The sequence below is a fragment of the ANME-2 cluster archaeon genome (genome assembly GCA_019429385.1).
Classification (GTDB): Archaea; Halobacteriota; Methanosarcinia; order Methanosarcinales; family Methanocomedenaceae; genus Methanocomedens_B.
On sequence record JAHYIS010000027.1, the window covers coordinates 11,941 to 38,864 of the forward strand.

31 protein-coding genes and 1 pseudogene are annotated in these 26,924 nt (G+C 47.1%); 22 read left to right on the forward strand and 10 right to left on the reverse strand.

Annotation, left to right across the window (positions count from 1 at the left end):
* Positions 1–78: 78 nt before the first annotated feature.
* The 11 genes from atwA to K0A89_09530 all read left to right on the forward strand — a co-directional run bounded on the left by atwA (position 79) and on the right by K0A89_09530 (position 9,962).
* On the forward strand, positions 79–1,674 hold the full coding sequence (atwA, locus tag K0A89_09480; protein MBW6518716.1) for a methyl coenzyme M reductase system, component A2: 1,596 nt from the start codon (positions 79–81) through the stop codon (positions 1,672–1,674).
* A 79-nt stretch (positions 1,675–1,753) separates the two neighbouring features.
* On the forward strand, positions 1,754–3,301 hold the full coding sequence (locus K0A89_09485; GenBank protein ID MBW6518717.1) for a methanogenesis marker 3 protein: 1,548 nt from the start codon (positions 1,754–1,756) through the stop codon (positions 3,299–3,301).
* Positions 3,294–3,737 carry a methanogenesis marker 6 protein gene (locus K0A89_09490; GenBank protein MBW6518718.1) on the forward strand — a complete coding sequence of 148 codons (444 nt, stop codon included), beginning with the start codon at positions 3,294–3,296 and terminating at the stop codon, positions 3,735–3,737. The genes K0A89_09485 and K0A89_09490 overlap by 8 nt, the downstream gene beginning before the upstream one ends.
* Positions 3,738–3,747: 10 nt before the next feature.
* Positions 3,748–4,212, forward strand: coding sequence for a methanogenesis marker 5 protein (locus K0A89_09495; protein MBW6518719.1), 465 nt, complete (start codon positions 3,748–3,750; stop codon positions 4,210–4,212).
* A 1-nt stretch (position 4,213) separates the two neighbouring features.
* Entirely contained in the window at positions 4,214–5,455 is a 1,242-nt protein-coding gene (locus K0A89_09500) for a methanogenesis marker 15 protein (GenBank protein MBW6518720.1), read from the forward strand.
* 21 nt (positions 5,456–5,476) lie between these two features.
* Positions 5,477–6,088 carry a methanogenesis marker 17 protein gene (locus K0A89_09505; protein MBW6518721.1) on the forward strand — a complete coding sequence of 204 codons (612 nt, stop codon included), beginning with the start codon at positions 5,477–5,479 and terminating at the stop codon, positions 6,086–6,088.
* Complete coding sequence (locus K0A89_09510; protein MBW6518722.1) at positions 6,081–7,007, forward strand: methanogenesis marker 7 protein; 927 nt, start codon at positions 6,081–6,083, stop codon at positions 7,005–7,007. The genes K0A89_09505 and K0A89_09510 overlap by 8 nt, the downstream gene beginning before the upstream one ends.
* A gap of 309 nt (positions 7,008–7,316) precedes the next feature.
* Complete coding sequence (locus tag K0A89_09515) at positions 7,317–7,712, forward strand: hypothetical protein (protein MBW6518723.1); 396 nt, start codon at positions 7,317–7,319, stop codon at positions 7,710–7,712.
* Between the two features lie 100 nt (positions 7,713–7,812).
* Positions 7,813–8,388 carry a hypothetical protein gene (locus K0A89_09520; GenBank protein ID MBW6518724.1) on the forward strand — a complete coding sequence of 192 codons (576 nt, stop codon included), beginning with the start codon at positions 7,813–7,815 and terminating at the stop codon, positions 8,386–8,388.
* A gap of 135 nt (positions 8,389–8,523) precedes the next feature.
* Positions 8,524–9,399 (forward strand): zinc metalloprotease HtpX, encoded by an 876-nt coding sequence (htpX, locus tag K0A89_09525; GenBank protein MBW6518725.1) that lies wholly within the window; start codon positions 8,524–8,526, stop codon positions 9,397–9,399.
* Positions 9,399–9,962 (forward strand): hypothetical protein, encoded by a 564-nt coding sequence (locus K0A89_09530; GenBank protein MBW6518726.1) that lies wholly within the window; start codon positions 9,399–9,401, stop codon positions 9,960–9,962. Before htpX ends, K0A89_09530 begins: the two co-directional genes overlap by 1 nt.
* 9 nt (positions 9,963–9,971) lie before the next feature.
* Here the strand turns inward: K0A89_09530 and K0A89_09535 are convergent, their stop codons facing one another.
* Positions 9,972–10,250 (reverse strand): hypothetical protein, encoded by a 279-nt coding sequence (locus K0A89_09535; protein MBW6518727.1) that lies wholly within the window; start codon positions 10,248–10,250, stop codon positions 9,972–9,974.
* Positions 10,247–10,945, reverse strand: coding sequence for a PspA/IM30 family protein (locus tag K0A89_09540; GenBank protein MBW6518728.1), 699 nt, complete (start codon positions 10,943–10,945; stop codon positions 10,247–10,249). Before K0A89_09540 ends, K0A89_09535 begins: the two co-directional genes overlap by 4 nt.
* 221 nt (positions 10,946–11,166) lie before the next feature.
* Here K0A89_09540 and K0A89_09545 point away from each other — a divergent pair, with 221 nt between their 5' ends.
* A complete protein-coding gene (locus K0A89_09545) occupies positions 11,167–11,856 on the forward strand; it encodes a DUF1614 domain-containing protein (GenBank protein MBW6518729.1) in 690 nt (229 codons plus the stop codon).
* A 91-nt stretch (positions 11,857–11,947) separates the two neighbouring features.
* On the opposite strand, the gene eno is transcribed toward K0A89_09545, so the two are convergent.
* From eno to K0A89_09560, 3 genes are all read right to left on the reverse strand, one after another.
* On the reverse strand, positions 11,948–13,219 hold the full coding sequence (eno, locus tag K0A89_09550) for a phosphopyruvate hydratase (GenBank protein MBW6518730.1): 1,272 nt from the start codon (positions 13,217–13,219) through the stop codon (positions 11,948–11,950).
* Between the two features lie 103 nt (positions 13,220–13,322).
* On the reverse strand, positions 13,323–13,889 hold the full coding sequence (locus tag K0A89_09555; GenBank protein ID MBW6518731.1) for a DNA-binding protein: 567 nt from the start codon (positions 13,887–13,889) through the stop codon (positions 13,323–13,325).
* 3 nt (positions 13,890–13,892) lie between these two features.
* Complete coding sequence (locus tag K0A89_09560; protein ID MBW6518732.1) at positions 13,893–14,822, reverse strand: replication factor A; 930 nt, start codon at positions 14,820–14,822, stop codon at positions 13,893–13,895.
* A 168-nt stretch (positions 14,823–14,990) separates the two neighbouring features.
* On the opposite strand from K0A89_09560, the gene K0A89_09565 reads away from it, so the two are divergent.
* From K0A89_09565 to K0A89_09575, 3 genes are all read left to right on the forward strand, one after another.
* A complete protein-coding gene (locus K0A89_09565) occupies positions 14,991–15,647 on the forward strand; it encodes an NAD(P)/FAD-dependent oxidoreductase (GenBank protein MBW6518733.1) in 657 nt (218 codons plus the stop codon).
* An 80-nt stretch (positions 15,648–15,727) separates the two neighbouring features.
* Positions 15,728–17,596, forward strand: a complete 1,869-nt coding sequence (locus K0A89_09570) for a hypothetical protein (protein MBW6518734.1) — start codon at positions 15,728–15,730, stop codon at positions 17,594–17,596.
* A gap of 13 nt (positions 17,597–17,609) precedes the next feature.
* Positions 17,610–18,047: a mechanosensitive ion channel family protein gene (locus tag K0A89_09575; GenBank protein MBW6518735.1), complete on the forward strand. Its 438-nt coding sequence runs from the start codon at positions 17,610–17,612 to the stop codon at positions 18,045–18,047.
* A 123-nt stretch (positions 18,048–18,170) separates the two neighbouring features.
* Here K0A89_09575 and K0A89_09580 read toward each other — a convergent pair whose 3' ends face one another.
* The 4 genes from K0A89_09580 to K0A89_09595 form a co-directional block, all read right to left on the reverse strand.
* Positions 18,171–18,698 (reverse strand): DUF531 domain-containing protein, encoded by a 528-nt coding sequence (locus K0A89_09580; protein MBW6518736.1) that lies wholly within the window; start codon positions 18,696–18,698, stop codon positions 18,171–18,173.
* A gap of 4 nt (positions 18,699–18,702) precedes the next feature.
* Positions 18,703–19,134, reverse strand: a complete 432-nt coding sequence (locus K0A89_09585) for a GNAT family N-acetyltransferase (protein ID MBW6518737.1) — start codon at positions 19,132–19,134, stop codon at positions 18,703–18,705.
* Between the two features lie 76 nt (positions 19,135–19,210).
* Positions 19,211–20,374, reverse strand: coding sequence for a hypothetical protein (locus tag K0A89_09590; GenBank protein ID MBW6518738.1), 1,164 nt, complete (start codon positions 20,372–20,374; stop codon positions 19,211–19,213).
* Positions 20,375–20,436: 62 nt separating this feature from the next.
* Positions 20,437–20,880 carry a hypothetical protein gene (locus tag K0A89_09595; protein MBW6518739.1) on the reverse strand — a complete coding sequence of 148 codons (444 nt, stop codon included), beginning with the start codon at positions 20,878–20,880 and terminating at the stop codon, positions 20,437–20,439.
* Positions 20,881–21,107: 227 nt separating this feature from the next.
* Between K0A89_09595 and K0A89_09600 the strand changes: the two genes are divergently transcribed.
* The 5 genes and pseudogenes from K0A89_09600 to K0A89_09620 all read left to right on the forward strand — a co-directional run bounded on the left by K0A89_09600 (position 21,108) and on the right by K0A89_09620 (position 24,569).
* Positions 21,108–22,406 carry a DUF1015 domain-containing protein gene (locus K0A89_09600; protein ID MBW6518740.1) on the forward strand — a complete coding sequence of 433 codons (1,299 nt, stop codon included), beginning with the start codon at positions 21,108–21,110 and terminating at the stop codon, positions 22,404–22,406.
* A gap of 649 nt (positions 22,407–23,055) precedes the next feature.
* On the forward strand, positions 23,056–23,253 hold the full coding sequence (locus K0A89_09605; protein ID MBW6518741.1) for a DUF5371 domain-containing protein: 198 nt from the start codon (positions 23,056–23,058) through the stop codon (positions 23,251–23,253).
* A 15-nt stretch (positions 23,254–23,268) separates the two neighbouring features.
* The gene (locus K0A89_09610; GenBank protein MBW6518742.1) at positions 23,269–23,727 is read left to right on the forward strand and encodes a type IV pilin N-terminal domain-containing protein; all 459 of its coding nucleotides are present in this window, start codon (positions 23,269–23,271) and stop codon (positions 23,725–23,727) included.
* Between the two features lie 115 nt (positions 23,728–23,842).
* Positions 23,843–23,968, forward strand: a pseudogene (locus tag K0A89_09615) (type IV pilin N-terminal domain-containing protein).
* Positions 23,969–24,317: 349 nt separating this feature from the next.
* Positions 24,318–24,569 (forward strand): hypothetical protein, encoded by a 252-nt coding sequence (locus tag K0A89_09620; GenBank protein ID MBW6518743.1) that lies wholly within the window; start codon positions 24,318–24,320, stop codon positions 24,567–24,569.
* Positions 24,570–24,575: 6 nt separating this feature from the next.
* Here K0A89_09620 and K0A89_09625 read toward each other — a convergent pair whose 3' ends face one another.
* Entirely contained in the window at positions 24,576–24,962 is a 387-nt protein-coding gene (locus tag K0A89_09625) for a hypothetical protein (protein MBW6518744.1), read from the reverse strand.
* 517 nt (positions 24,963–25,479) lie between these two features.
* Between K0A89_09625 and K0A89_09630 the strand changes: the two genes are divergently transcribed.
* Together K0A89_09630 and K0A89_09635 are read left to right on the forward strand one after the other, a co-directional pair.
* On the forward strand, positions 25,480–25,827 hold the full coding sequence (locus tag K0A89_09630) for a UPF0175 family protein (protein MBW6518745.1): 348 nt from the start codon (positions 25,480–25,482) through the stop codon (positions 25,825–25,827).
* A gap of 113 nt (positions 25,828–25,940) precedes the next feature.
* Entirely contained in the window at positions 25,941–26,354 is a 414-nt protein-coding gene (locus K0A89_09635; protein ID MBW6518746.1) for a PIN domain-containing protein, read from the forward strand.
* The last annotated feature ends 570 nt before the right edge of the window (positions 26,355–26,924 follow it).

The following is a 26,924-nucleotide window of genomic DNA, read 5'->3' on the forward strand; positions in this document are numbered from 1 at the left end:
TTTGCTATAACATCAATACAAACAAGAGAATAATTCAAGGAGGAGAGACTAACGCCAATATTTATCGAAATAAAGGACCTGTCAGTGGGTTTTGATGACGTGGATGTGTTGAAGAACATAAACCTTACAATTGATGAAGGAGAAGCGGTGGGAATTCTGGGCAGAAGCGGTGCTGGCAAGTCAATACTCATGCATGTGCTAAGGGGTGTGGAAGAATATGAACGGATATCAGGCCAGGTAATATATCATGTAGCCCAGTGTAAAAAATGCGGCCTCATAGAACCACCAAGCAGGGTAGGCACTCCATGCCGAAAGTGCAGCGGTAACATGACAGAATTAACTGCTGACTTTGTTTCTCTTCCCATCCATGACCCGGCAAGAAAAGCTATTTCCAGGCGTATTGCCATTATGCTTCAGCGGACTTTTGCCCTGTACGGTGATGAACGGGTCATTGTGAACGTGATGAACGCCCTTACCGAAATAGGGGAGAAAGGCCCCAACGCGATCCATAAAGCTGCTGACCTGCTTGACCAGGTGAACATGTCCCATAGAATGATGCACATAGCCCGTGAACTCAGCGGTGGAGAAAAGCAGAGGGTGGTGCTGGCAAGACAGCTTGTCAAAGACCCCATGATGCTCATTGCAGATGAACCCACAGGGACTCTTGACCCCAAAACCGCAGAACTTGTTCACGAAGGGATCATGAATGCGGTAAAAGAATACAAAATGTCACTGATCATCACATCGCACTGGCCCAGGGTAATCGAGGAACTCTCACATAAAGCGATCTGGCTGGAAGATGGTAAGATCATAGCAGAAGGGGACCCGAAGACCGTTAGTGCCAAATTCATGGAACAGGCCGGTGAAATAGAGAAACGTGAAATAAATATTGGCGAACCTGTTATAAAAGCCAAGAACCTGAGAATGAAATATTTCTCTCTTGACCGCGGTGTGGTCAATGCAGTGGATGGCATTGATTTTGAAGTGCGCGAGGGAGAGATATTCGGGATAATCGGCGTGAGCGGGGCCGGAAAGACCACAACATCCAAAATTATCACAGGTAATTTACAGCCCACCGAGGGTGAAATAGATATCCGGGTCGGAGATGAGTGGGTGGACATGAGAATAATGGGTGTCCATGGCAAAGGACGGGCTACCAAATATATCGGTGTACTGCACCAGGAATACAGTTTGTATCCTCACAGGAATGTCATAGATAACCTGACCGAATCCATTGGCCTTGAACTCCCGCATGAACTTGGTGAGCGTAAAGCCATTTATACTCTTACCACGACAGGATTCTCGGAACATAAGGCCCTGAGCATCCTTCAAAAGATGCCTGATGAGCTCAGTGAAGGGGAGCGGCACAGAGTGGCAATGGCGGCCGTACTGATGAAGGAACCAAGGATACTGGTATTTGACGAACCTACTGGTACCATGGACCCTATTACAAAAATCGAAGTATCCAGGTCAATTCTGCATGCCAGGGAGACCATGGGCGAAACATTTGTAATTGTCTCCCATGATATGGACTTTGTTGCCGAAGTATGTGACCGGGCTGCCCTGATGAGATTAGGTAAAATCGTGGATATTGGCGATACGGCCGATGTGCTCAGTCGCCTGACAAAAAAAGAACGTGAAGAATCACTGGAAGGTATATCGAAAGACTTATAGTGTCCTACCGGTAAAATCTTTTATATTGCAGCAGGTAAGCATTATGGTCCAAGAGGTATTCTGATATGGAGGAGTGTTAGTGAGCAGCACGATCACAGTTGAGTTAAATGAACTTTCAATGGAGATGGAAGACGGGACCACACTGGGTGAGTTGCTAACAACGACGAAAGCAACCTATCACAAAGGAACAACCATAGGAATTGTGAAAGGTGGAGAAGAAAAGGAAGAGCAAACTACCGAATATAGTCTTAAAACGAACAAAGGTGAGTTCAAGATTGAAGTGGATTCTCAAAATGCTGAATTCTTGAATATCTGGGCCACTGTTTTTGTGGGAAAGGAATTGCGTGCTCACTGGGCTACTCCTGATGCAGTGGCCTTTGGTCCTGTTGGAACGGGTATTAAACCCGATAGAGGTACCTATGGATATAAGAAATATGATATTATCTTCGGGGCTGGTGGGTATGATGCCAAGAACACCTACGTGATAATTGCAAAAAACAATCACACAGCATCTCATGGTTCCCCGCTAAACGGCGGTGTATTTGCCAGGGTCATAAGCAGCAAGAACATCATTTCAAAACTGGAACAGGGAGATACCATTACCGGTATTGAACCGGTAATAAAATGGGAGACGCTTACAGATAAGATCACTACAACTGACATGGATACTGTACTTGAAAATGGTATGAAGATATTTACGTATTTTGCGGTTGAATTAAATAAAGATTCACCTGAAGGTGCAGAACATTTCCTTGGTCTGGTGCGTCACGGGTACTTCAAGGTAGATGATATATCCAGTTCGTACGTGGTGGATGACGTGCTCAAAGGAGAAAATTGTCCATTCGAATCGCTGGATTCCCGCTCAGAGGGTAGTGTTGCGGTACGTACCCAGGGTGATGGAATGGGTAGGGTATTCATTTCAAAGGAAGACCGTACCAGCAGCATGGCACATTCAATTGTGGGAATGGTGACGAAGGGGGTTGAACTGGTAAAGCTGGCTGACAAAGGCAATAAACTGACGATATCTGCCACACCAGAGCGGGTTATGTTTTTGGGCCTGAAGATCAATGAAGCGATTGACCTGGCGCACGAACGTGGACTTACTTTGGAGATTGGAGGATATGAAGGAGATGATGCTATAATAGTTGAACAGCGTCCAGAAACCACCATGGAGATATTGGAAGGGGGAAAAATATCTGCATTTTGCATTCCACCTGACCAGTTGATCCACATCAAATTTTATTATGATAGGGCACCCATAACTATAGAGTTTTTCAAACACGCCCTCAAGCTCAAGGAGCGGCCGCTCGGTCCATTGCCTGTGGATTTAACATATGAGAATACAACACTGCTAAAGACCATCAAACGTGCTGAGACCTACAAGGAGATTATGCCCGAAAACACACCGGTTGAAATTGTGCTTGCAGGTGAAATGGGAGTGACCAACCAGGCTTCCAAGACATATGGCCTGATAGGGGTCAAGACCATCGATGATAAGCGATATGGTCCCACAGGTGAGAAGTTCCACTGTACGAATATAATCGGCAAAGTGATCGATGCGGAGAAATTAAAGGACTTCCAAAAAGGCGATATCGTCTATGTGATGGAGGTGGAGCAGGATGAGTGACGATGATATAATTAGCAAGATGGTAGTGCTGCATTCCACCTATACCCTGCCCAGTGACCTGGTAATTAAGATATACGAGAGCAAGGCAGATGTTACGGTCAAAGAGACCTGTTTCGGTCTTGTTATCGAAGGTAAAAGGTCTGAAGTGAACAGGGTAGCCAGGGAACTCAGGAACCTGGACCCCAATCGTATATTTATCAAAGAGCGGGGTGTGCCTCCGGGGGACAAATACCTCTGCAGAGCAGGACGTGGCGGAGGTCCAAAACCAGGATTCCACCACCATGAAGTAGAATTTGCCCTCCTGCCTTATTTTAGTGAGGCATTGGCCGAGATAGACAGAGGCGAGATCCCAAAGATAAAAGACGTTGCACGACCGCATATTACCATTGACGAATTGAAAGACATAATTGAGAAAGAGGTTAAGAAATCAGAGTGAGGTTATCAGGATGGTTAAGGTTTTCATTTACCCCAGTAATAGTTTGATACTGTCAGACCTCGTGGACAGGTTCGGTCACGAACCTCTGGCCATGATGCAGGAGATAGGGAAGAATATACGCACGGCCGGTCTGGATTCGCCGCCTATCAATATTACCCCCGAGGACCCGAAACGGGGATTGAAGTATGCAGCTGTTGAGGTCCCTGCAGGTGTGAGGGGCAGGATGTCATTGCTGGGTCCACTGCTCGAGGAGGCAGAGGCAGGCATTATTGTAAAAGAGCCTGATATCTCTTTTGGATGTATGGGTTGCGCCCGTACAAATGAGCTTATCAATTTCCTGGTGCGGGCCAAGAAAATACCTCTCCTTGAGCTGAATTATCCCAATACAGAGGAAGACGCAAAGACATTCGTGTACAGGATACGTGAGTTTCTGGACGGTTTGTCAGCCAGTGGAACCGGAAAGGGGGATGAGTGATATGGGAAAAGAGAATCTTGTCAAGATCGCCCAGCTGTCCTGCGGCAGTGTGTACAGCGGTATCCAGCAGGAAATTGAAATGGCTGCCGGGATGGTTGATGCAGAGATCATTTACCCTGAGATAACCATTGACGATGTTAAGGTCGTACAGGAAGAGTTCGGCCTGCAGGTGGCCAGTCCTGACCTGAGGTTGATGATGGCCAGGGCCAAAGCTCTGGTGGATGGGAAGGTCAGGGCTGATGCTGTGCTGATAGCGACCTGTTTCAGGTGTGCCGAGGGTGCACTGGTGCGAAATGAGATACGCAGGTATATTCACGAGAACTCGAAATTGCCTGTTATCAGTTATTCATTTACTGAACGTACAACGGCTGCTACTCTGCTCACCAGACTGGAGGCCCTGACCACCACTGCCCGGCGGCGCAGTCTGCTTGCCAGGGAACACCAGGAAGGACTGACCGCTGGTATTGATTCAGGGTCCACCACCACCAAAGCGGTGATCATGAAGGACGATAAAGTGGTGGGTACGGGCTGGGTGCCTACGGTCAAGGTCATGGAAAGTGCCACCGAGGCACTGGACAATGCCATGAAAGAAGCGGGAATTACCAGGGATGATATACAGGCCCTAGGTGTTACAGGATATGGCAGGTTCCTGATAGGGGAGGAGTTCAAGGCCTCCCTGATCCAGGAGGAGATCACGGTGAATTCCAAAGGTGCGGTCTACCTGGCAGGTTTCCAAAAGGGTCAGGCGACTGTTATTGATATTGGAGGTATGGACAATAAGGCCATATCGGTGCAGGATGGTATTCCGGGTATGTTCACTATGGGCGGTATATGCGCCGGAGCATCTGGCCGCTTCCTGGAGATGACTGCCAAGCGCCTCGGAGTGGATATCACTGAACTGGGTGCGCTGGCTGTAAAGGGAATGCGGGAAAATGTGGAGATGAACAGTTACTGTATCGTGTTCGGTATCCAGAGCCTGGTCAATTCGCTGGCCAAGGGGTCTTCAGCTGATGATGTGGCTGCAGCAGCTTGTTTCAGTGTGGTGGAACAGGTTTTTATGCAGCAATTGCAGGAAGTTGAGGTCAAAGAACCGCTGATCATGGTAGGCGGGTCGGCACTTATTGCCGGTGTTCCCAGAGCCATGGAGAAACTGTTACAGATCAAGGTGACGGTACCCCCGTATGCCCAGTACATAGGCGCGGTGGGTGCAGCGCTGCTGGCATCTGGTTTCATCAATAAATAGGCCATATTAGGAGTAACACAGATGGAAGACGACGAGAAGATCATCGTGGAAGCGCCCGGTGAAGAGGTGGGGGCGGAAGTGTACATGAGGGTTATCTCTGATGTGCTGTCTGACCTTGCACTTGGCAGGGTTATCGAAAAGGTCAGGGTGTATGTCGACGTGACAGAGCCAGTGTTCATTTTTGTAGCATTGCGGCATATCGGAATTGCTTCTGTGCACCTTAAGGATTTTGCGGACCTGGAAATAGGGGACTACGGAAAACATCAGGTTCTTATTAAACTTAATAAAGAGGCATATATTCCACAGTTGCTTGAGAAATTGTGGGAACGCTACGGCAGGGGCAATATCACCCATGAAGAGCGTACCCTTATTGTGGTGGAAACTCCTGATTATATGGATGAAGTGGATATATTAAGTGAAATGATCATTGATGAAAAAGCAGGAGAGATCAGTGACAGGATAGTTGATGCCATGTTGAGGATAATTCCTGAAGGGTTCAGGGTCAGGTATCACCAGATGACAAAACAATATATTCTTTTTGTAGCTTCGGAAGATGCTATAAAACAGGAGTGGAAAGACAGGGCACAGACCATGCTTGGTACGTTACTCGGTGGGGTGTCATCCAATGCTTGAACCTATGATGTACGAGGGCGGGGTCTACAAGCATAACCTACTTGTGGAACTGGTCGAGGACCTGGGAGGTTATATTCTCCAGAAGAATATCATGCAGACCGAAATCGTTATGATCATGCTGGTACCGATGAAGGATATCCATCTGGTTGAGGATATGACCAAAAAGCTGCTGGGTGAGTTGACCAGGGCACCGCTCTCGGGCGCTGAGATAGCTGTGGTGGCTCCTACGCTGGCCTATCATCACCTTCCGCATCTTGACTGTGATATTGCCGAGTTCTTGCGCCGTAAAGGGGCGAAGACCAACATGATAGGCCTGAGCAGGGGTGTCGGTTCACGGATATGCCAGATAAACGCTTATGAACGGGACCTTATCAATGAGCATGATATAGCTGTGTATATCTTTGGGAATTTTAAGCATTGCATTACAGAGTCGAAGCCGAGATTGTTTGAAGGAATTGAGATACCCATAGTGGTGACCGGTGCTCCCGATATAGCTCCTGACGGGGTGAAAAATGCTGAAGTGTATGTGAGCATGCTGGGAAGGGTAGCTCACCGCATGCGAAAGGGGGATGAGATGCATGCCATGGACCGGGTGGTGGCTGAAGTCGGCAAGATCCTGGATACCCTGCGGGAAGATATTGGCAAGGACCAGCAGTCTGTGATGCCGCCCAGGGTGAAGAAAGAGATCGAGGACCAGGTGCCTGAAATTAAGAAGGTGTTGTCTCCGCTGCCGATCACGTTGAGGTTGAAGGGGCTAAAGGTGAAGCTGGATTACGATGAGTTCCGTGAGAAGATAGGCGAAGTGTCTTTTGTGGAAGGCCTGAAGCTGAAGGATATCGCTGATATCAGGCGCAGTAATATGAAGAATTTTATTCTGGTGGATATCAAGCCGAAGAGTGAAACGGGGTATGTGATTTAGGGGCAGCCGAGATTTTTTTGGTCTTTGATTTGGATTGCCTCTGAAATTCCCCCATTCACATCACAACCGACTGCTCTATCCTCTCATGACAGGTACACCCTAATCCAGAAAATAAGCTTCGTCATACAAGAAAATCCTATGGCCGGATTAACTTGAGTACACAAAGTTATACGTTAGGTACTGCCAGAAACACTCAAATACCCTCATCTCATAAAAAGAACAGGCGATTAACATGGACAAGGTTGACAGTTCACAATTCCAGGGGTATATCTGGTAGGCCAGGTAATTGCCACCAGCGTAGGAGCCCTATTGCTTGCTCTTGAAGACTTTGCCGGATTCTACTACGGGAACTATTACCTGGGTATTGAAACCTATGGATATATCTACCTTGGCTCAGGTTTCATGGCCTCGATCCTGATACTCCTTGGACTGGCGGGTCTGCTCATATCCCTCCGCGCCGCCATTATCAGCCTCCAGGCAAAAGACAATGCTACGCTTGAGATGCTGGAACACAACGCACGCATAACGATGAAAGGCGCTGGTTTCACGGTATTGCTATCAGGACTGGGTGCAATCGTCTTTGGCATAAGTTCCACCATTGACGAAACTGGCTGGTGGCTGGATGGAGGGTTCTACGGAGCGTTCATTGGCGGTTTACTGGTACTTTTCTTTGGTAAACTGATAATAGACAGGATAAAAACATGACATCCTCTTTTGCACACTCCTGTTGTACCGAACTATAAATGGCTAAACTTTTCTACATGAATGACATAGTCTTCCCATCAGCATTCTGGAGAGGAGCATCATGGAGAAAAGCATTACATATTTCGAAAAATCCGGGAAAGAGAACACCGCCTCCGTAATCGAAGCGGTCAGGAACCGCGTCCTTGAACTGGGTATCAAGGAAGTGGTTGTGGCAAGCACCTCTGGCAAGACAGGAGTGGCTATGGCAGAAGCCTTGCAAGAGGAGGATATCAACCTGGTAGTAGTAACCCATCAGTATGGAGCCCACGATGAAGGCAGATGGGACATGGATAGCAAGTATGTCTCACGATTGAATGAACTGGGTGTTGAAATCGTCTCCCAGTCCCACATGTTCTCAGGTATTGAGAAATCCCTGTCCAAAGAGACAGGAGGGGTCAGCCGGATAGAAATAGTGGCCGACACCCTGCGCAAGCTCTTTGGCAAAGGCTTTAAAGTGGCAGTGGAAGTCGTAATAATGGCAGCGGATTCCGGCGCCCTGACCATGGAAGGCGAGGTCATCGCTGTAGGCGGGACCGCGTATGGTGCTGATGTGGCCTGTGTGATCAAACCTGCCCATTCCAATAATTTCTACGGTTTGCAGATACGGGAGATAATCTGCATGCCAAGAGAAAAATAATAGGTTCGAACAGAAATGTATCAATATACAATTTGCTCATTCAATGTATGAACAGTAACCACAAATCCCTTAAATGGCAAAGAACCAATACAAATGAATGAATAGTATTTGTTATCAAGAGGTGTCAATAAATATATGAGAAAATGGAATACGGACTGGGGATTACAGGGCAGGATGCTGTTCACCATGTTCCTGCTCGCGGCAGTGTACTTGTTCTTCCTGGCATTTTTATCGTACCAGGGTGCAGGGATGAATGTCATGATCATCTTTATTGGAGGATTCATGTTCATCCAGTATTTCCTGTCAGATAAACTGGTCCTTATGAGCATGGGGGCTAAGGTAGTATCTGAAAGTGAAGAGCCACAGCTTCATGAAATGATCTCACGGCTATGCGCCATGGCAGACATCCACAAACCAAGAGTGGCTGTGGTCAACAGCTCGGTTCCCAATGCTTTTGCAACGGGCCGGAGTCCAAAGAATGCTGTAGTAGCTGTAACTACCGGTATCATGAAAACCCTGACTTCCAGTGAACTGGAAGCAGTTATTGCCCATGAACTGAGCCATATAAAGAACCGGGACGTTATGGTAATGACCATTGCCAGTTTCCTCTCGACAGTGGCGTTCTTCCTTGTGCGGTACCTCCTGTTCTTCGGAGGGGGCAGAGACAGGCAGTCCGGCGGCATCATGGGGGTATGGCTGGTATCCATATTAGTCTGGGTCATCAGTCTCCTGCTTATCAGGACCCTTTCCCGGTACCGTGAATTCTCGGCAGACAGAGGGTCGGCCCTTATCACGGGAGCACCTTCTCATCTGGCATCTGCCCTCATGAAAATAAGCGGTATCATGCCCAGGATACCAACTGACGACCTGAGAAAAGTGGAGGGCATGAACGCTTTCTTCATTATCCCTGCACTATCGGGTTCATCCATTATGCACCTGTTCTCGACTCATCCGTCAGTCGAGAAACGCATTGCTGCACTCGAAAAATTAGAAACAGAGCTGGAAATGTAATGGGATTCCTGGATGCTCTATTGGGGAAGAGTAAACTTCCCAAAGCAAAGGTAGACAGGCTTTTTGCCATTTCAACAGCCAGCATTACTCTTGATGTTAACCTGGGATTAAAACCCGGCGGGTCAGCCGGCATCTGTTTTAAATCCATGGAATCTTCCCGGTATGCGGCGGCACGTCTGGAAATTGAGGAGCTGCTCCAGTATAGCTGTAAGGAGACCGGTACTGAATACAGGGTGCAAAAGGATGAATTCAATTATTTGTGGGTACTGCTCAAGGACCCGGATTTCGAAGACCTGGTAACCAACATCCATCTCATTTCCCAGACCCTTATCGAGCAGGATTTCAGTGAACAATTATTATGTGCCATTTACCGGTTCCAGGGTGAAAGTACAGTCTACTGGATCTACAATTACAAGCAGGGGGGTTATTATCCATTTGTACCCAAAGGTGACCACCAGAGGGATAACAACCTGGAATTCAGGCTCAGGTCAGTGATGGACAGCGAACTTCCCATTGAGAAAAATGTGGAAAAATGGTACCCTCTCTGGGGGATACCATTTTAATTGGACCTGTTAATCCTGAATAAGTCCTTCTCCACTGAAAATCCCGGCAGCTTCTTCCAGGCTCAGGTCAGCGGGGGGCACAATGATGTCGGATTCCACGATCTCGGCATCATCCAGAGTCGTCCCGTTCTCTTTTATCGATGCTATCAGGTTACCAAGCTCCTTCTTGAAGTCGCGTTCATTTCTTTTTGCCACGTGACCCACTATCCTGTTATCGATGACATTCAGTTCGTCCAGCAGACTGCTGGGGACCTTAAACTGCCCTTCACCCATTATCCTGACGATCATTTGCCTACCTCCTCTTTCAGTGATGCAAGCTCGGATTCAATACTACTGGTGGCACTTATCTTTGCAAGCTCCCTTTCGATATCATCCTCTTTGCCGGTAAAATCTTCCAGCGTACCCTGTTCCAGCAGTTCATCAAGTGCGGCGGAACGTGCTTTCATGTTCTCTGTCTTCTCTTCTGCCCTCTGGACAGCAAGACCTACATCTGCCATCTCTTCACTGATACCTGTAATCGATTCCGTGATCTTGACCTGGGCTTCTGCTGCCGAGTACTGGGCCTTGATGGTCTCTTTCCTGGTCCTGAAGGATTCTACCTTGGCAGACAGTCTTTTTTCAGCGACCTGGAGTTTTTCCTGTTCCCTGTTCAGGTCAGTGATCTGCTGGTCAAGGGAACTGACCTGGGACAATAGTTCATTCTTTCTCTCCAGTGCAAGTCGTGCCAGGTCTTCCCGGCCGGCTTTGACAGCATCCCGGGCCTGCCCGTTCAGCTTATCAATATTCTGGTTCAGTTTTGCCTTTTGCAGTTCAAGCCGTTTCTTGGAAGTGGTTACTTCAGCAACGCCCCGCTTGACATTTTGTAACAATTCAAGTTGTTTCTGGTAGGAATAATCCAGGGTTTCCCGTGGGTCTTCCATCTTATCCATCAACTTGTTCATTTTTGCCTTTACTACAGTCCCCATTCGATTCAATAAACCCATATTACTATCTCCTTGCTTTTGATGTTATCCCGTATATATTTCCCGTATTTGAATAATATTTCCCTTTACTTTTGCAATGCCCCGTTTATATCATTGATTGTAAAACAATATAAATAATAGCCATTTACTTATCTATGAAATGAAATAGAACAATCAGGTTTATTAACTTCTCCTACAATCTAAAATAATATTTAACAAAGAGGTAGAATCTTATGCGGGGAATGATATCAAAAAAGGATTTACACATGTTCGGATTGTTCGGTCTCATGCTTTTGCCGATATGCTACCTGATTTACACCAATGTACTTGGCAGCCAGTGGAACATACACCCGGTCCTCTTGATCTTATTACTGGCAAGCATGCTGGTTTTTTCATCCACGGAGATACCTGTCTACCGAATGAGGACAAAGAAACCGGATCTTTCCCAGGAGAACATCCAGCTGCTGGGTGAGTTCTATTCAGTACCGCTCGAAGACGAGTTTGATATCGGTGATGAACTGGTGTTCAATACCAGGATCACGTTGAACCTGGGCGGTTTCATTTTACCGCTGTTGTTTTCAATGTATGCAGTGATCAATAATCCAGGTTTTGCAGCATTGGAGATCATGCTGATAGTCGTGATAGCCACTCACCTGTTAACTGAATTCAAATCCGGAATAGGTATGGTCATACCTGATCATATCGGGTTGCTCCCCATCCCCTTCGCACTGATACTCGATCCTGGTAATATTGCCACTGTAGTACTTGTTTCAGGTGTATTTGGTATCGTATTGGGAGTTATCCTGTCGTTGTTCAATATATCTGAACAAAACGAGGGCAGTGCATATATTAACCTGGGCGGTGTCGGTAATTTCAGGGCAATATACATTACCGTGATAATTGCAGTACTACTGTCTTATTTTAGTACATAAAGTATAACTTTTTGTACTCAAGTTAATCCGACCGATGGGGGGATTTTCTTGTTCCCTGTAAGTACCGTATCACCGGGATAGAATCGGAATTTCAAATCCTCATATAGTGGGCCGCTTCACCAAGCTCTTCCTCAATGCGCATAAGCTGGTTGTATTTACCGGTACGTTCACTTCTGGCAGGTGCTCCGGTCTTGATAAGTTCAGCACCCAGTGCCACAGAGATATCGGCTATCATAGTATCCTCGGTCTCTGCTGAACGGTGACTCACCACCACACTGTACCCGTTGTGGTGTGCGGTGGTTGCGGCATCGAAGGCTTCACTCAGGCTTCCTATCTGGTTAACCTTGAGCAATAATGAGTTACATGCTCCCATCTCAATTCCTATTTTAAGGCGCTCTACATTGGTAACGAAAAGGTCATCTCCAACAATTATGGTGTTGGGCAGTTCCTCGGTAAGGTTTGCAAAATCCATAAAAGCCTCTTCTTCAAAAGCATCTTCTATCAAATAAACAGGATACGTGTTCACCAGGTCGAGATAATAATCAACGAGTTCGCCTGCGTTTAGCTGTTCGCCATCAATGTAGTATTTGCCATCTTTATAGAAGGATGAAGCTGCAGCGTCAATACCAATGGTGATATCATCTTCGGTATACCCGGCCATATCAATGGCATCCGTTATGGCGTCCATAGCATCTGCAGTAATACTCAACGGCGGGGCATATCCGCCTTCGTAACCTACGTTCGTAGCTCCTGAGCCATATTTTTCCTTGAGGATATCACCCAGGACATGGTAGGTCTCTGCAGCCCACCTTAATCCTTCCCGGAAGGTCTCGGCTCCTTTCGGCTGTATCATGAATTCCTGAATTGAAAGGTCATTGCCGGCATGCTGTCCACCGTTTATGATATTGAGGGTTGGGACCGGTAAGGTGAATGAATTTGTGCCTCCAAGGTACTGATAGAGTGGGATGTTCAATGAATTGGCTGCCGCACGGGCCACTGCAAGACTTACACCCAGGATGGCATTGGCACCCAAGACGGACTTATTCTGTGTACCGTCCAGTTCTATCATCATCAGGTCAATTTCCCGCTGACGCCGCGCATCCATTCCTATGATCTCGGGACCCAGTTGAGCATTCACGTTGTGGACAGCTGAAAGTACTCCCTTGCCACGGTAGCGTTTATCCCTGTCACGCATTTCAAGTGCTTCATTCGAACCGGTAGATGCACCACTGGGAACACTGGCCCGTCCAAAACCCCTTGACCGGGTATCGCGACAATATGTTGATATATCAACTTCTACGGTTGGATTTCCTCTGGAATCCAGTATCTCTCTTGCATATACCTTTTCAATCTCAAAAACCACAATATCACCACTTAGAGATTGTACAAAGGACTATTTAAGCATAAATGCTTTTTGTCGAGATAAAAAAAAGAAACGGGGCAAGTAGCCCCTGTAATACACTGTATCAATCCTGCGAGTATTCTTTTAATGCATCCACCAGCATCTGTTTATACACTGAAACATCAGTATTATAGTGCTCCCTGGCTTTTGTGGCATCGGGGCTGTTACCGTTGAGGTTATTGATACGTTCTATTGTACGCTGTGCAGTCTCCACTACCCAGCGCCCCCTGGTTGCTTCGTCCACCACATGCACACTTTCCGGTCTTACCGAGGTCAGGATGGTACCGTCTTCGGTCTGGTATGTACTGGGCTTACCCACGATGGCAATATATGCTGGTGCTTCTATTTCTGCTATGGCCCTGGCAGCTTCAGGCTGGTACTGTCCGGCATATATGATAAACGCGCCGGTAGGGTCTACCACGCGTGCCCGCCAGTATTCTGCGTCAGTTCCGATATCCTCCTTCTCAGTCAGCGTACCCACGATGAACATCCTGTTTATCTTTGCACCGGTAGGTGTCAAGAGATACTGGGGTGAATACTGGTCATTGCTATCCTTGAAGGACAGATCGGAATCCCTGAACTCCTGTGCAAACACCCTGTGTGCAACTTCCCTTGTGTATTGTGATGCCATTGTTCAGGCCTCCAGCTGGGTCAAAAGAGCATTAACCTTACCCGCTTCCATGAGCGTGAGAGGTGAGACTTTCTCAACCAGTATATACCGGTCAAGTCTTGGACCATTGATCAGATAATATTTACCCAATAACTTTTCTGCCATCTTTTCAAGCACTACTTCCTGGTTAAGTTCCTGGGTGGCCATCTGCTTTGCTTCATCCAGGGTAATACCGGTTAGCTGCTCTGTCACTTCACGATTGACCAGTGCATCCTGTACTATCAGTCCGTCGTCTATCACTGCCTTGATGCGCAGGTCATAAGTCCCTTCCACTTTACCATGTTCACCGCAGACCCCTTTGATAAGAGCACGGTTGCATTCAGTGCACCGCTTTATCAGACCTGAACCGGCCTGTATATCCACCATCGCACCGGTAAACTCGACATCCACAGTGCCAATTTCGATATCCTTCTGGATCTCTTCGATCTGGCTGGTGCGGTTCATGTTTATCTGGAAGCGTCCCTGGTAGCTGCTTGTGACCACGTTCTTGAAGTGGTAGCTCTTTCCTTCCACCAGGGCAGGCAACTCGGCACGGGCCCACTTTGTGAACTTGATGGTGCCTGTTTCATCTCCTATCAGGCCCACCTGGTCAATGCTCTCATGATTATTATCCCAGAGTTGTGCCACCTTGACCGTGAGGTTTACCCATCTGCCGTCAGTGGTAATTTCATTTACCTTAATCGTGGATACTTCATTGTCCCGTACGTAGAAATCCCCACGCGGGATATTGTACTCCTTAAGAAAATAGTTCACCACACTTCGGTGTGCTTCTTCAGCCGGAACCTTGAACTCGTTCACAAGTTTATCAAGTCGACTTTCAATTTCGTTACCGGGTATGTTAATACCCCTCTGGCTAAAACGCCCTTCAATCTGCTTTGCTGTTTCTTTTATCATTTCCTATTCCTCAAGCCTCCAGTTTGTTATTGTTAGAGAGGCAAACTGTAGATTATTTGGATGGTAGATATAGTTAACCAGAGCGGAGTGAAAGTAATAATTATGTATTGAAATTACATAACCCATATTACCTATAACCCATAATATTGTTGCTGGAGGTTAGAAATTATGTCAAATGATATTCCAGAAAAAGGAGCAATCGTACAGAGAGATAAAGAAACCTATGCCATAGCCCCGCACATCCCCGGAGGTATAATGGATGTAAGCATGCTTAGGAAAATCGCTGACGTGGCCGAGAAATACCATGCCTCTGCCATCAAGATAACATCGGCACAGCGCATTGCTATCGTAGGACTAAAAGCAGATGACCTTGACAGCATATGGGCTGACCTGGGCATGCCTGCAGGTGCGGCCATCGGACTGTGTGTGCGTAGCGTGAAAATCTGTCCAGGGACTACGTTTTGCAAACGCGGTCAACAGGATGCAGTGGGGGTTGGCCTGAAACTGGACGGGTTGTATCACGGCATGGAACTGCCTTCCAAATTAAAGATAGGAGTATCGGGATGCCAGAACACCTGTGCAGAATCCAGTGTAAAGGATATCGGGCTTATCGGCACTACCAAAGGCTGGAAACTCCTCGCTGGCGGCAGTTCAGGTATCAAGCCCAGAATTGCAGATGTCATTGCAGAAGGACTGGATGATGCCGGTGCATTTGAACTGGTAGACAGGATCATTGAATTCATGAAGAACAGGGGCGAGAAGAAACGCCTGGGCAGACTCATTGATGATATGGGCCTGGAAGAGTTCAAGAGCGCAGTCCTGTAAATACATTGATTGAAATACCATTCTCAATGGGATGTGTCCCTGGACAGTATCACTGACGAACGTAAAGAAGGAAAAACCTGATGAGTGCAATAAACGTTTGGCATACGAGGGTTTTTTCAGCGATTTTCTTGATACTGGTACTTGTGGTTCCCGTATCTGCGATACATCTGGAGGAAGGGGTTACCATTCCCCTGGTTGCCGCATATACCACAATAGAAGGGGAAACGGGAGTCCTGCTCAATGCTACCGTGATTGTAACTGAAGGAAATGGTCACGTGTTCGTGGATACCCAACCCTATACCCAGGTGGATATGCAGGGTTCGGCCCGCATGGCAACGCTGGTGGCATCAGACATTACCGGGATCGACCCCAGCAAGCATGATTTTTATTTCATAATCGAGGTCACGTCTCCCATTATCAGTGGTCCTTCCGCGGGTGCCGCCCTGACCGTTGCCGCGATTGCTGATATCAAGGAACTGCCTGTGAAAAAAGGTGTGGTCATAACTGGTATGATCAATCCTGACGGCAGTATTGGACCTGTGGGAGGAATTCCCTATAAACTGGATGCTGCTGCCCGGCACGGTGCCACCCTGTTCATCGTGCCTGAAGGCCAGACCAAAGTAATTGTCACGGAAACTAAGGTCAACCACGATGGCCCGGTTGTAACGACTGAGGGCGAGATTATTGAGGTTGATGTGGTCAAGCGTGGTAAAGCGCAGGGCGTAACAGTGGTTGAGGTTGTAAACATCGAGGAGGCCGTGGAATTGTTGACCGGCTATGTCATCGAGATGCCAGAACCTACAAAAGGTGTTTGGTCAGCAGAATATATGGACACGCTGCGCCCGCTGTCGAGAGATGTGCTCGACGAAGCAAAACGGAAGATAGGGGAATCACAGAACATCTCAACCCGGTTTAACAGCACACTTGATATCCAGCGGGAAATGCTGAAGAACGGAGAGAAGGAATATAGTCGTGAGCAGTATTATGCAGCCACCAATATCGGACTGATGGTACTTAAGAACCTGAAGTTCGTTCAATGGTGGGAGGAATACGAGCAGGCGAACGAAAGCGAGGCATATTTGACCGGTCTTTTTAATAATGTAAGCAAAGAGATAAATGATAGCCGGCTTGAACTGGAACGTTTCAAGGAGGGGGGAGTACTGGATGTGGACAGTGTGGGTGCTGCTGAGATACGGGTAGTGATGGCAGAGCAGTTCCTGGAAGATGCACGCTCATCCGAATCAGATGTGGTATTTATTGAATCACTTGCATGGGCATCCATGAGAGCACAAACCGTGCACTGGTGGTTGTCCCTGGTAAATTCAGAGCATGTTACTTCTGATGCCACGTTAAAGGAGCGTGCCGGCTGGTATGTAGGCACGGCATCATCAGTGGTCACGTATGCCCAGACCATTGTTAGCGAATCGCAGAACCTGCACGGGCTCTGGGGACTGTTGAGGAATGCTGATGAATCCCTCGAGAGGGCAAGGATAGAATATGACAGGGGGTATTATAGCGGGGCCATTTTCGATTCATCGCTTGCCATTGTGCAGGCCAGCACTTCAATCAGCCTGATGGGGTATGCAGATATTGATACCAAGATAGAGCGCAGTGCCAATGCTGCAATGATAGCCATTGAAGAGGCAAGAGATGCGGGTATTGAACCTATCCTGGCAGTGAGCGCATACGAGTTTGCGGATTCACTCGAATCGCCCAGCCAGCAGATCGTGGAGTATAATTATGCACGGGTACTGGCCAAGACTACTGTGCAATTGACCACCTATGCTAACGTGAGCAGGGAAGATGCAGGCATGACACCTGTTCCGTTGAGGACCGTTACTCCTGCACAGGACGCCACATCAACGGGGAATGGGCTTGAAGTGCCAGGTTTTTCATTAATGGGAGGATTGTTGGTGGTTTTTGCATTAGCAATACTCTTGAAAAGGTGATTACTCTCATTTCGTGTTTATAGTCAATTCAATTTCATTCATCAAGAAAACAGGCAAAATCGGTGATTATAAATGGATATTTCAGGTTCATTGCAGCAAAATCAATGGGCAGTGCCTCAGTGTTCTTATGTATATTACCCGAGAGCTTAATTTGCAGGAGATTCTTGTACCATTAATAGGAGCCTCGTTCTTAGTTGGGGCTGCGGTAGCTCTGGCTGTAAAAGATATTTTATCAGATGCTATTGCCGGTATATTCATTATTCTGGATAAGCATTTTGATATTGGTGATGAGATAGAGACATTGAATCACAGAGGAGAGATAATAAGTGTGACTCTCAGGAAAACTCGTATAAGGACAGGAGAGAACACTGTTGTTGTCATGCCAAACGGGAAGATAGATTCTGCCGGTTGGATCTTGCACGAGAAAAGACCACCTAATAAACAACCATAAACTAAACAAACCGTCAAAATCAATTATGATTCTCTTTCATTAAAACTCGCCGATGTAGATGTTGAGCATCTTACAAAAGAATGGGAACATAAGGAATCTGAAAAAGAACGCAACCGTGAATGACTAACTCTTCTTCCCCACCAGCGTTGCCAGCACCGCAGGCACGGCCCCGATAGCAGTACACGTCTCGAGCGGAATGCCCGCCCCCGTAATATCCAGGTGATAACGGGCCCTCTCAAACAGCTCCTTTGGCAGCCCTTTATGCCCCAGCCCAACCAGCATCAGGTACGACCCGCCCTGCTGTATCTCATCGGCCAGTTCCGCCGGGGTAATAGCCTTTTTCGGGTCCGGGCTGGAAGTGGTTACCACCGGCACGCCGAACTGGGGCTGGAATCCTTTTTTGGGCAGGTCGAACACAAAGAACCGGTTATGTTCCAGCATTTCAAGCAGGTATTTCCCTGACCTGCCGATAGTGGTCTTGTCAGCCACATAATCGCACAGTTCCTCCGCATTCATCCCGAACGGGTAATCGAACAGCGCCAGCGCGAATCCGTAGCTGTAGGCAATGGGTGCTGCCCTGGCAATGGAGCGGTAATGGGCGTCCAGCACCTTGATCTTATCATACGTATTTACCAATCCCAGCGTCAGCATCCTGTCACCTCAATTCCCGTACCATGGGTACCTGCATGCAAACGCCGAGCTTGTCACAACCAGCACAGTCCTGCCATAGCACAGGTTTTTGTGAATTATCCAGTGCCCTGAAACCCATCTTTTCAAAAAATCCCCTGGCCGTGGTCCTTACATATATCCGGTCGGCCATACCCTTTGCCCTTTGCTCCAGCGTTTCGAGAAGCCTCCGCCCGACCCCTTTGTTCTTCCATCCTGGCAGTACTGCGATAGACCTCACCTCTACCACGCCCGCGCTAGTATCCAGGCATCCACATCCTGCGACCTTGCCTCCTTTCTCGGCTACGATGAACTGGTCAATGTTGTCCTCTACCAGTTCGGTCTCAAGTATGTACTGTGACAGGATGCCTGTGATGTACGGTAAATCTCCGGTACCGGCATTCCTGATATTGACGCTCACGTATCGGGAATATGAAGTTATTAATATTTAAAATAAGGTAAAGGAGCGGTGTTTGACCGCTCCGCAGCGGATACAATCACTTTTCTGAATTGGTTTCGGATTCGCCGGATGACTGTTCATCCTTTTTCTTGAAGATGTGGATGTCGGACCTATCAGGAGACATTGCCTTCTCTTTCAAAGCCTCCCCGGCTTTCATTGTTTCCTGGGTTTCCTTTACCAGGGCTTCCTCTATCTTCTCGACTTCCCGCCTCAGCTCTTCAGGTTTAGGTATGCTGCCAAGTACTTCCTCTGCCTTGCCTACAATTTTCTCCACATCCAGGGTGTCGCCCACTTCGGGTACTTCACTGCTGGCACCCAGATATTGGCTCACCTGGTTGAGCATCTTAGAGATCTCCATGGGGAAGATGATCTTGGTGGCCTGGCCTTCAGCCATTTTCGTCATCATATTCATGCTCAGTACAGAGATAGCCTTCTTATCGAGGGGGACTGCACCTACGCTGAGTATTCTCAGGCTCTGGGACTCACCCTGGGCTACCAATATCCTGGATACCCGCTCACCTTCAGCTTCGAGTATCTTGGACTGCCTCACACCCTCAGCATTGAGGATCCTGGACTGTTTGGAACCTTCTGCCTCGAGGATAGCAGCCTTCTTCTGGCCGTCGGCGATAAGTATGGCAGCTCTTCGCTTCCTTTCGGCAGAGGTCTGCTCTTCCATGGCCTCCTTGACCGTACCAACAGGATCGACTTCCCGTATCTCTACGGCCTCTACCTTCACACCCCAGGCATCCGTGGCCTCATCCAGGATATCCCGCAGTTTGGTGTTGATGAAATCCCGGTTATACAGTATTTCATCCAGTTCCATATCGCCAACCACTGACCTCAATGTGGTCTGGGCTAAACTGACGGTGGCAATGTGGTAGTTGACCACTTCAAAATATGCTTTTTCGGGGTCAATAACCCTGATATAGACAATCGCGTCCACATTGGTGGGACTGTTATCCTTGGTGATGACCTCCTGCCTCGGCACATCCAGCACCTGTGTCCTCAGGTCAAGACGTATGACCTCACTTATCAGCGGGTACACCCAGTTGAAACCGGGATTCAGGCGTCTGTTGTACCGTCCCAGCACTACCCACAGACCCTGTTCATAGGGTTGTATGATAGTGACACCTGATATGAATATCAGTATCAATGCTACGGTAATGATCAATCCTAATCCAAAACTTATACCTAATACCATAATTTATCCTCCCTTTTTGTCGTATGACCGGTTTGTTCTCTTTTCTCTCTTTCCATACACCGTTATTCAGTAAATTCAATGACCTTTACATGGACTCCTTCAGAACTTATTACCTTTACTTTCCTGCCTGCGGGAATGACCGATTCAGCTGTGGCGCTCCACATCCGGTTGCTGAGCTTTACCTTTCCTGATATTGAACCTGGTTGAACGTCAGTGGTTACGACACCCTTCATTCCGACAAGGGAATCCATACTGGTAGAATACGGTTTTTGTCCGGGCGCGATCTTTCGATAGAGAATGATAGTACCGATACTTGCCAGCAATGCGGTTACGACCATTATGATGGGGCTCCACTGTTCAAAAAATTCAGGCAGCAATATGAACACCGCCCCCATTACTAACAGGACGGTCCCTGGCACGGCCACGAAGAATCCCGGATGCATGGCTTCCGCTACCATGAGTCCTATCCCGATAATTATCATCACTAATCCGATTTCGACATTCATATAATCCCCACAGGTCATTAGTCCTGTATAGTATATCATATTTTTTGTTATGTGCTGGATTATCCTCTGGTTATGGATAAGAAACTGCACATATATTGAAATAGTATTGTACAATAGAAAATTTAATTTATCCTTTTACCCTTGAGTACCTGAAAACCCATGCCTGGTTGAACCGGGTCCAAAAAGTAATACTGTGGGTGCACATATAAACCATAGGATGCTCCATAATGGTCACAATAAAACCCTTCAAAAGCACGATACTGAATCCTGAGCTCCCTGACAGGGACCGGCTTGTATGCCCGGTCTATGATACTATTGATGAGACCGAATATGCCCGGTACGGCGTCGAAAGCAATAACGTGATCCATATCACTACACGAAATAAGAGCATCGGGAGCGAAGAGTTCATTGCCGGGTCCACCGGGAACCTGAAGCGTTTTTTCCGGGATGGGGTGCTTGTGGAGCGTGAGAAGCCCGGGTTTTATATCTACGGGATACGGTACAGCCTTCCTGAAGATATCCTGGGACAGATACCTGCTGCGGCGAAGCGGGATGTGTATTTTGCGTTCGGGCTGGTTGCCCTGGTCAGGGTGGAGGGGCTGGGCGAGGGGAGCATTGTGGGGCATGAGCGGATATTTGAGACACATACCGTCGAGCGCTATGACGTGATGAAGGCGTCTGGCATGAATTTTGCGCCTATTGTGGCCGAGTACAGTATGCCCGGGCATGATATGAACAATATGCTTGAGGAGTACCTGGGATTCAGGCGACCTGACCTTGTCATAAGGGAGGACAGGCCGCCGCTGGTGGATGTTTCGTTGAAAGGTATCAGGCACCTGCTCTGGGAGATCACTGACCGGGAAATGGTGGGGAAGATACAGGCAATGATGGCTGATAGAGATCTGCTTATCCTTGACGGGCATCACCGGTACAATGCGGCCAATGAGTTGCGTTTGAGGGATGGCGTGGAATATACCATGATGATGTTCATGGAAGGGGGAGACCGCGCGCTGTTGCTGTTACCCTGGCACCGGTGCATAAGGCGGCTGGACAGGGAGATGCTGGATTCGCAGATTGAGCAGTATTTTGATGTTGTGTGGAAGGGGGCACCGGGTGATGCGTTCTATGGGATGCTGGGTGCCAGGGATGATGCGCTGGATGTCAGGATAGGGATGTATGACGGCAGGGATTTTACGGTTCTTAAGGCTCACGGGGATGAGGTGGAACGGTTGTCAGGTTGCCTGGATGAGAAGGTTGGGCTGGATTATATCTCGCTGAATGAATGGGTGATAGAACCCCTGGCGAACGGGGATAATGTGGATAATGTCGGGTTTGTGGACAGTGTGGCCGAGGCGGTAAGGAAGGTTGACGAGCAGGGGTTCATGGTGGCGTTTTTGATGCGGCCGCTGGCTATTGGGGATGTGGAATACAAGGCCTATACCGAGATGAAGAATTTCCCGCAAAAGTCTACTCTTTTTTTGCCCAAGGTGGCGGAAGGGATTTTGATGCGGCGGTTCAGGGAGTAGGGGTTGCTGGTATCAGAGACCGGTAATCTTATCGGGAAAATATGATGGATGAGCTAATAGTATCTTTCTCATGAGCTCATAATGGCCGTACATTGAAAACTGGGTTTGGGTGAAAGAGAGGTAAAAACTCTTGCCCTGATGACTGATTCTTTTCTGTTAATAACGATAAGGAGGTATCGACCATCGCAGAGTTACCTGGTGGTAAAACAAAGGGTGTCCTGTACATTCTACTAAAAAGCAGTGAAACTCCACCTGCCAGGGAAAGGGGGAGCATGTGGGATATTCCGGCAGATGCTCGAGGATGGGGTCCTGATTGCTCCTGATGTGGCGGTTGAATTTGAAACGATGTTATTCCAATTGTGAAGATTTTTTTATGAGTCTCTGCTCTTATATGCTATGTATTAAACTCGTGTTCTTCACGGTTCAATATGCCTGTTGAAAAAATATTGTTCTCATAATTCGATTTTGCGCTATTTTTTTTCACATATTGCACCCGGTCGCAAAAAATACTCCTGCCGATTCCGATAAAAGATAAGTTTATATACCTCATACTTATAATGATGATTTATGAGACGTTGATACTTTGAATATAAAATCAATACCAAAATTTTATAATTCAGTGTGTCAATATCCACAGCAAGGTGAAACTATGTCTAAGATTATGCACGCTCAGATGGTCATTATAGAAGATGACCTGAATGCCCTCAAAGAAAAAACGGGTGAAAAGAATACCAAGGACGCTCTCGCCAAAGCTGTGGCCCATTATCTGGAATGCGAATACACGCAGGCAACTGATATGTGGGAAAAGAAGCTCGAAAAACGAATATTAGCTAAAAAACAAAAATAAGGAGAGAAGAGAAATATGAAAGCAAATAGAAAATTCACACGCGACGAAGATGCAGTATCTCCGGTCATCGGTGTTATCCTGATGGTCGCCATCACTGTCATCCTGGCTGCAGTCATTGCAGCGTTCGTGTTCGGTATGGGTAGTTCCCTGTCCAAGCAGTATGTGGTTGCGGCAACAGTGTCACAGATCTCAAGCGAGAAGATTGATGTTACATATGCTGGTGGTCCTGATGCTGACGCATTGGATTATATAAATATTACAATAACGTCATCAGACGGTAATGTATATGATTATGATAAAGATGCAAATTTCACAATTGCAACCAAACCTGGTAATAACAATCCAACCGTAGGGACTTCAATAAGTGTAAAAGCTGCTGCAAATTCAAATGATTTCTCCGAAAGAGATCATGTAGTGCTTACTGCAACATTCCTTGACGGTTCAAAACAGGTAATTCTGGATACCTACATCTAAATACACATTTGAAATGTGATACTTCGGTATCACATTCTTTTCTTTTATTAAGAGACAAATCGGTTACACGGCAAAATATCATCTTTATGCGGGATATAAAAAAACCTGGCGAATCATGAAAAACGTTAAAACAATATCAGAAAACAATGACGCAGTATCCCCGGTCATTGGTGTTATCCTGATGGTTGCCATCACTGTTATCCTGGCTGCGGTCATTGCTGCATACGTGTTCGGCGTGGGCGGCGGTGTTCAGAAGCAGTACATGGTGGGAGCCGTTATATCGCAGGTAAGCCCCAGCCAGATAGATGTTACCTACCTGGGAGGCGGAGATGCCGATTCCGTGGATTTTATTACGGTAAGGGTAACCACAGCAGATGGTGTTGTTGTTAATAGTTATTTCAACGACAAAAACAGCAGTAACGGTATAGCTGACATTTTACCCGGTACCGCGTCCATCGTCAGCAGTAACAATTTTACCTATATTGACCACGTCATAGTCACTGCCACATTCCTCGACGGCAACCAGCAGGTCATCATGGAACGGTACGTCTGACATTCCTCTGCATGCTCTGGATTACCTAACCTGGCGTGTGCAATCTTTTTCTTCTAACCTGACAACTTTTGCAGGTTTATATCGAACCGGCACAAACACCACCTCCGCCCCCCTCGCCTATCCCCTATCCCACGCCCGGACGCATGAGCACACGATTGCGTACAAGAGTATCAATGTCGGGCCGCCGGATACGTGCGACAGGGGCAGCGGGAGGAAGGAGAACGGCGGGCGGTTAGGGGGTGCGCTGGATGTTGTGCGTGGAGTGGCCTCAACGGCTGTTAAAATATAATTTTATTTAAATAATGCGCCGCAAAGCACGCAAAGTTAATGCAGCTACGGCTTTGCGGTGAATTAGATGAACGAGAAAAACTTTGGATGGCAAGAACTTCCCATTTACCTTTTCACCGGAACAAACCTGGACGACCCTGACCCCGACAATCTGCCTGATATTGAACCTGGCAGCCAGCAGGTCATCATGGACGTCCGCGTGTGACACTTCTATGCATGCCAGGGCTCCCTTCGCCCGGGTGTGTGCCATATTTTTCTTTTGAACAAGCTGTTTCAGGGGTCTATTGGATCGATAATAACAGCCCCACCTTTCTCCACTCCCCTGCGCTGTCCCTGCTGCTGCTGACCTGGTGTGGACGGTTGTATTATTTTGTAGTGCGTGGAGTGGCGCCACGGCTGTTGAAATATATAATTAGTACAATTTAAACCAGGAAAGAACACACATCCAGAGGACCATGCTCCTTTGCAATGAATAAAATAATGAACCCCCCCTCAGCCCTTACGTTGCTGAGTCGGGTTTGGGTGCTGCTATACAATAACAACCATTTAAACAACTGACCCTGACACCGCAGCCCGCAAGGGCGGTATGGTGGCAGCCAGCCTTGTTGCTTTAATTGAACCGCAGAGTACGCGGAGTGAGCAGAGCGTTTTTACTTTTCTCTGCGCACCTCAGCGGTTCGCATTGACCTGCTCTCCCGCCCCCCCACCGCACTGGTGACTGTGCTGGGGTGTGTATACACATGAAAGAGTAATGTAAATTCAACCTACTGCTTCACCTGGCTCTGTACCTGATAAGTTCCACGAACAGCGACGTCAGAAGATCCGTTATGCCACGCGACTATTTGAAGCTATCTTTTTCAACAGGGATGTGCTACTAAATGCAACATGTGATAAGAAAAGCTTATTAGTGAATGGTTCGAAATACTGAGTACGCAAGTGAAGAGGTAACAATCATGAGCAGTGCTACATCTATAATTACATCCAGTGGTGCAGATGCGTTGGTCCGGGGAGGGGTATATTCAACAAAAAATGAACTTTTAGATGATGCTTTAAGAACCTTTTTTGAGTTCAGGAAGGATATGCGGATAACAGCTGTGGTAGAGATGTATAAGGCAGATGAGATATCCATCTCAAAAGCTGCTGAATTGGCAGGGGTCAGTACAGAGGAAATAAAGGATTTTCTGGCAAAGGCAGGTGTAAAGATAAGAAGGGGTTTTTCCCGGAATAAGGGAAGTGAATTAGCAGAGCTAGTACGATGATACTCATCGACACCTGCATTTTAAGTTCACTGGCTAAGATCGATAGATTATGTTTGCTGGATATATTATTCAGGAAGCATTTCTGTTATATCACACCATCTATATTGAGGGAATTGGACACAAACAAGATTGCAGGATTCAAATTTGTTGATAAGATCGGGAAAATGCTTAGTTTTACGGATGTAAAGAACAAAATCTGTATAATATCACCGGATGCAGAAGAATTTGAACAAGCATATGGACTTCAGGATAAGTATAACCTGAGTCTTGTGGACTGCGAATGTATTGTTCTGGCAAAGTCTAAAGATGCTATTTTGTTGACAGACGACACGAAGCTTGGGAAATCGGCACTCAAAGAAGGTATCTCCAAAGTATATGATTTGAAGAGCCTGCTGGTGGCAAACATCATAGAAGAGGTTATAATTGTGCGAGAAGAACTTGAAGAGATTCTTGATTGTTTGAGACGAAAAGACTACTATTCATTTTCTGAAAGTGATATAGAGGAGATTTTCAAATATATATCGTGATTGTAACTATAATCGAATAAGTATACGCTCATCCCTTTCGTTAATCTAAATCGTTATACCCCGCAGCACTGCTGCGGTTGGGTGTGCCGTCGCAACATTTGACTTAAGTAATGTATGCAACATCTAATCCGTGTAAATCTGTGTCTAAAAAATAATGAAACCCAGCCCCCATCTATTCTATGGTTCTGCTACCGCCCCTTCTGGTTCACTTATATATGGTGCCCGTCCCGGTCTGCTCCGCCCTTCCCTTGTGGTGTGGGGTGCTGGAAGGTGCTTTTCCATTTTTCTATCAGGCATTGGGTGTTTCTTGTTGGGTGGTAGTGATGGGTAGTTATATTCAGTTGTTGGTGGTGGAGTGCCTCCATGGCTGTTAAAATATAATTTTATTTAAATAATGTGCCGCAAAGCACGCAAAGTTAATGCAGCAACGCCTTTGCGGTCTTTGCGTACTTTGCGGTGAATTGAATGAACGAAAAAAAACTTTAAATGGCAAGGACTTTCCATTTACCTTTTCAACGGAACTAACCTGGACGACCCTGAATCCGATAATCTGCCTGATATTGAACCCAG

Bases quoted from the DNA above. Each gene is read 5' to 3' on its own strand.
- K0A89_09560 (MBW6518732.1), bottom strand. From the start codon at position 14,822: ATGATAAAAGAAACAGCAAAGCAGATTGAAGGGCGTTTTAGCCAGAGG.
- K0A89_09590 (MBW6518738.1), bottom strand. From the start codon at position 20,374: ATGGTATTAGGTATAAGTTTTGGATTAGGATTGATCATTACCGTAGCA.
- K0A89_09510 (MBW6518722.1), top strand. From the start codon at position 6,081: ATGCTTGAACCTATGATGTACGAGGGCGGGGTCTACAAGCATAACCTA.
- K0A89_09630 (MBW6518745.1), top strand. From the start codon at position 25,480: ATGGTTCGAAATACTGAGTACGCAAGTGAAGAGGTAACAATCATGAGC.
- K0A89_09490 (MBW6518718.1), top strand. From the start codon at position 3,294: ATGAGTGACGATGATATAATTAGCAAGATGGTAGTGCTGCATTCCACC.
- K0A89_09545 (MBW6518729.1), top strand. From the start codon at position 11,167: ATGATATCAAAAAAGGATTTACACATGTTCGGATTGTTCGGTCTCATG.
- K0A89_09610 (MBW6518742.1), top strand. From the start codon at position 23,269: ATGAAAGCAAATAGAAAATTCACACGCGACGAAGATGCAGTATCTCCG.
- K0A89_09505 (MBW6518721.1), top strand. From the start codon at position 5,477: ATGGAAGACGACGAGAAGATCATCGTGGAAGCGCCCGGTGAAGAGGTG.
- K0A89_09580 (MBW6518736.1), bottom strand. From the start codon at position 18,698: ATGCTGACGCTGGGATTGGTAAATACGTATGATAAGATCAAGGTGCTG.
- K0A89_09565 (MBW6518733.1), top strand. From the start codon at position 14,991: ATGTCAAATGATATTCCAGAAAAAGGAGCAATCGTACAGAGAGATAAA.
- K0A89_09530 (MBW6518726.1), top strand. From the start codon at position 9,399: ATGGGATTCCTGGATGCTCTATTGGGGAAGAGTAAACTTCCCAAAGCA.
- K0A89_09570 (MBW6518734.1), top strand. From the start codon at position 15,728: ATGAGTGCAATAAACGTTTGGCATACGAGGGTTTTTTCAGCGATTTTC.
- K0A89_09600 (MBW6518740.1), top strand. From the start codon at position 21,108: ATGGTCACAATAAAACCCTTCAAAAGCACGATACTGAATCCTGAGCTC.
- K0A89_09500 (MBW6518720.1), top strand. From the start codon at position 4,214: ATGGGAAAAGAGAATCTTGTCAAGATCGCCCAGCTGTCCTGCGGCAGT.
- htpX (MBW6518725.1), top strand. From the start codon at position 8,524: ATGAGAAAATGGAATACGGACTGGGGATTACAGGGCAGGATGCTGTTC.
- K0A89_09520 (MBW6518724.1), top strand. From the start codon at position 7,813: ATGGAGAAAAGCATTACATATTTCGAAAAATCCGGGAAAGAGAACACC.
- K0A89_09595 (MBW6518739.1), bottom strand. From the start codon at position 20,880: ATGAATGTCGAAATCGGATTAGTGATGATAATTATCGGGATAGGACTC.
- K0A89_09555 (MBW6518731.1), bottom strand. From the start codon at position 13,889: ATGGCATCACAATACACAAGGGAAGTTGCACACAGGGTGTTTGCACAG.
- K0A89_09605 (MBW6518741.1), top strand. From the start codon at position 23,056: ATGTCTAAGATTATGCACGCTCAGATGGTCATTATAGAAGATGACCTG.
- K0A89_09540 (MBW6518728.1), bottom strand. From the start codon at position 10,945: ATGGGTTTATTGAATCGAATGGGGACTGTAGTAAAGGCAAAAATGAAC.
- K0A89_09495 (MBW6518719.1), top strand. From the start codon at position 3,748: ATGGTTAAGGTTTTCATTTACCCCAGTAATAGTTTGATACTGTCAGAC.
- K0A89_09535 (MBW6518727.1), bottom strand. From the start codon at position 10,250: ATGATCGTCAGGATAATGGGTGAAGGGCAGTTTAAGGTCCCCAGCAGT.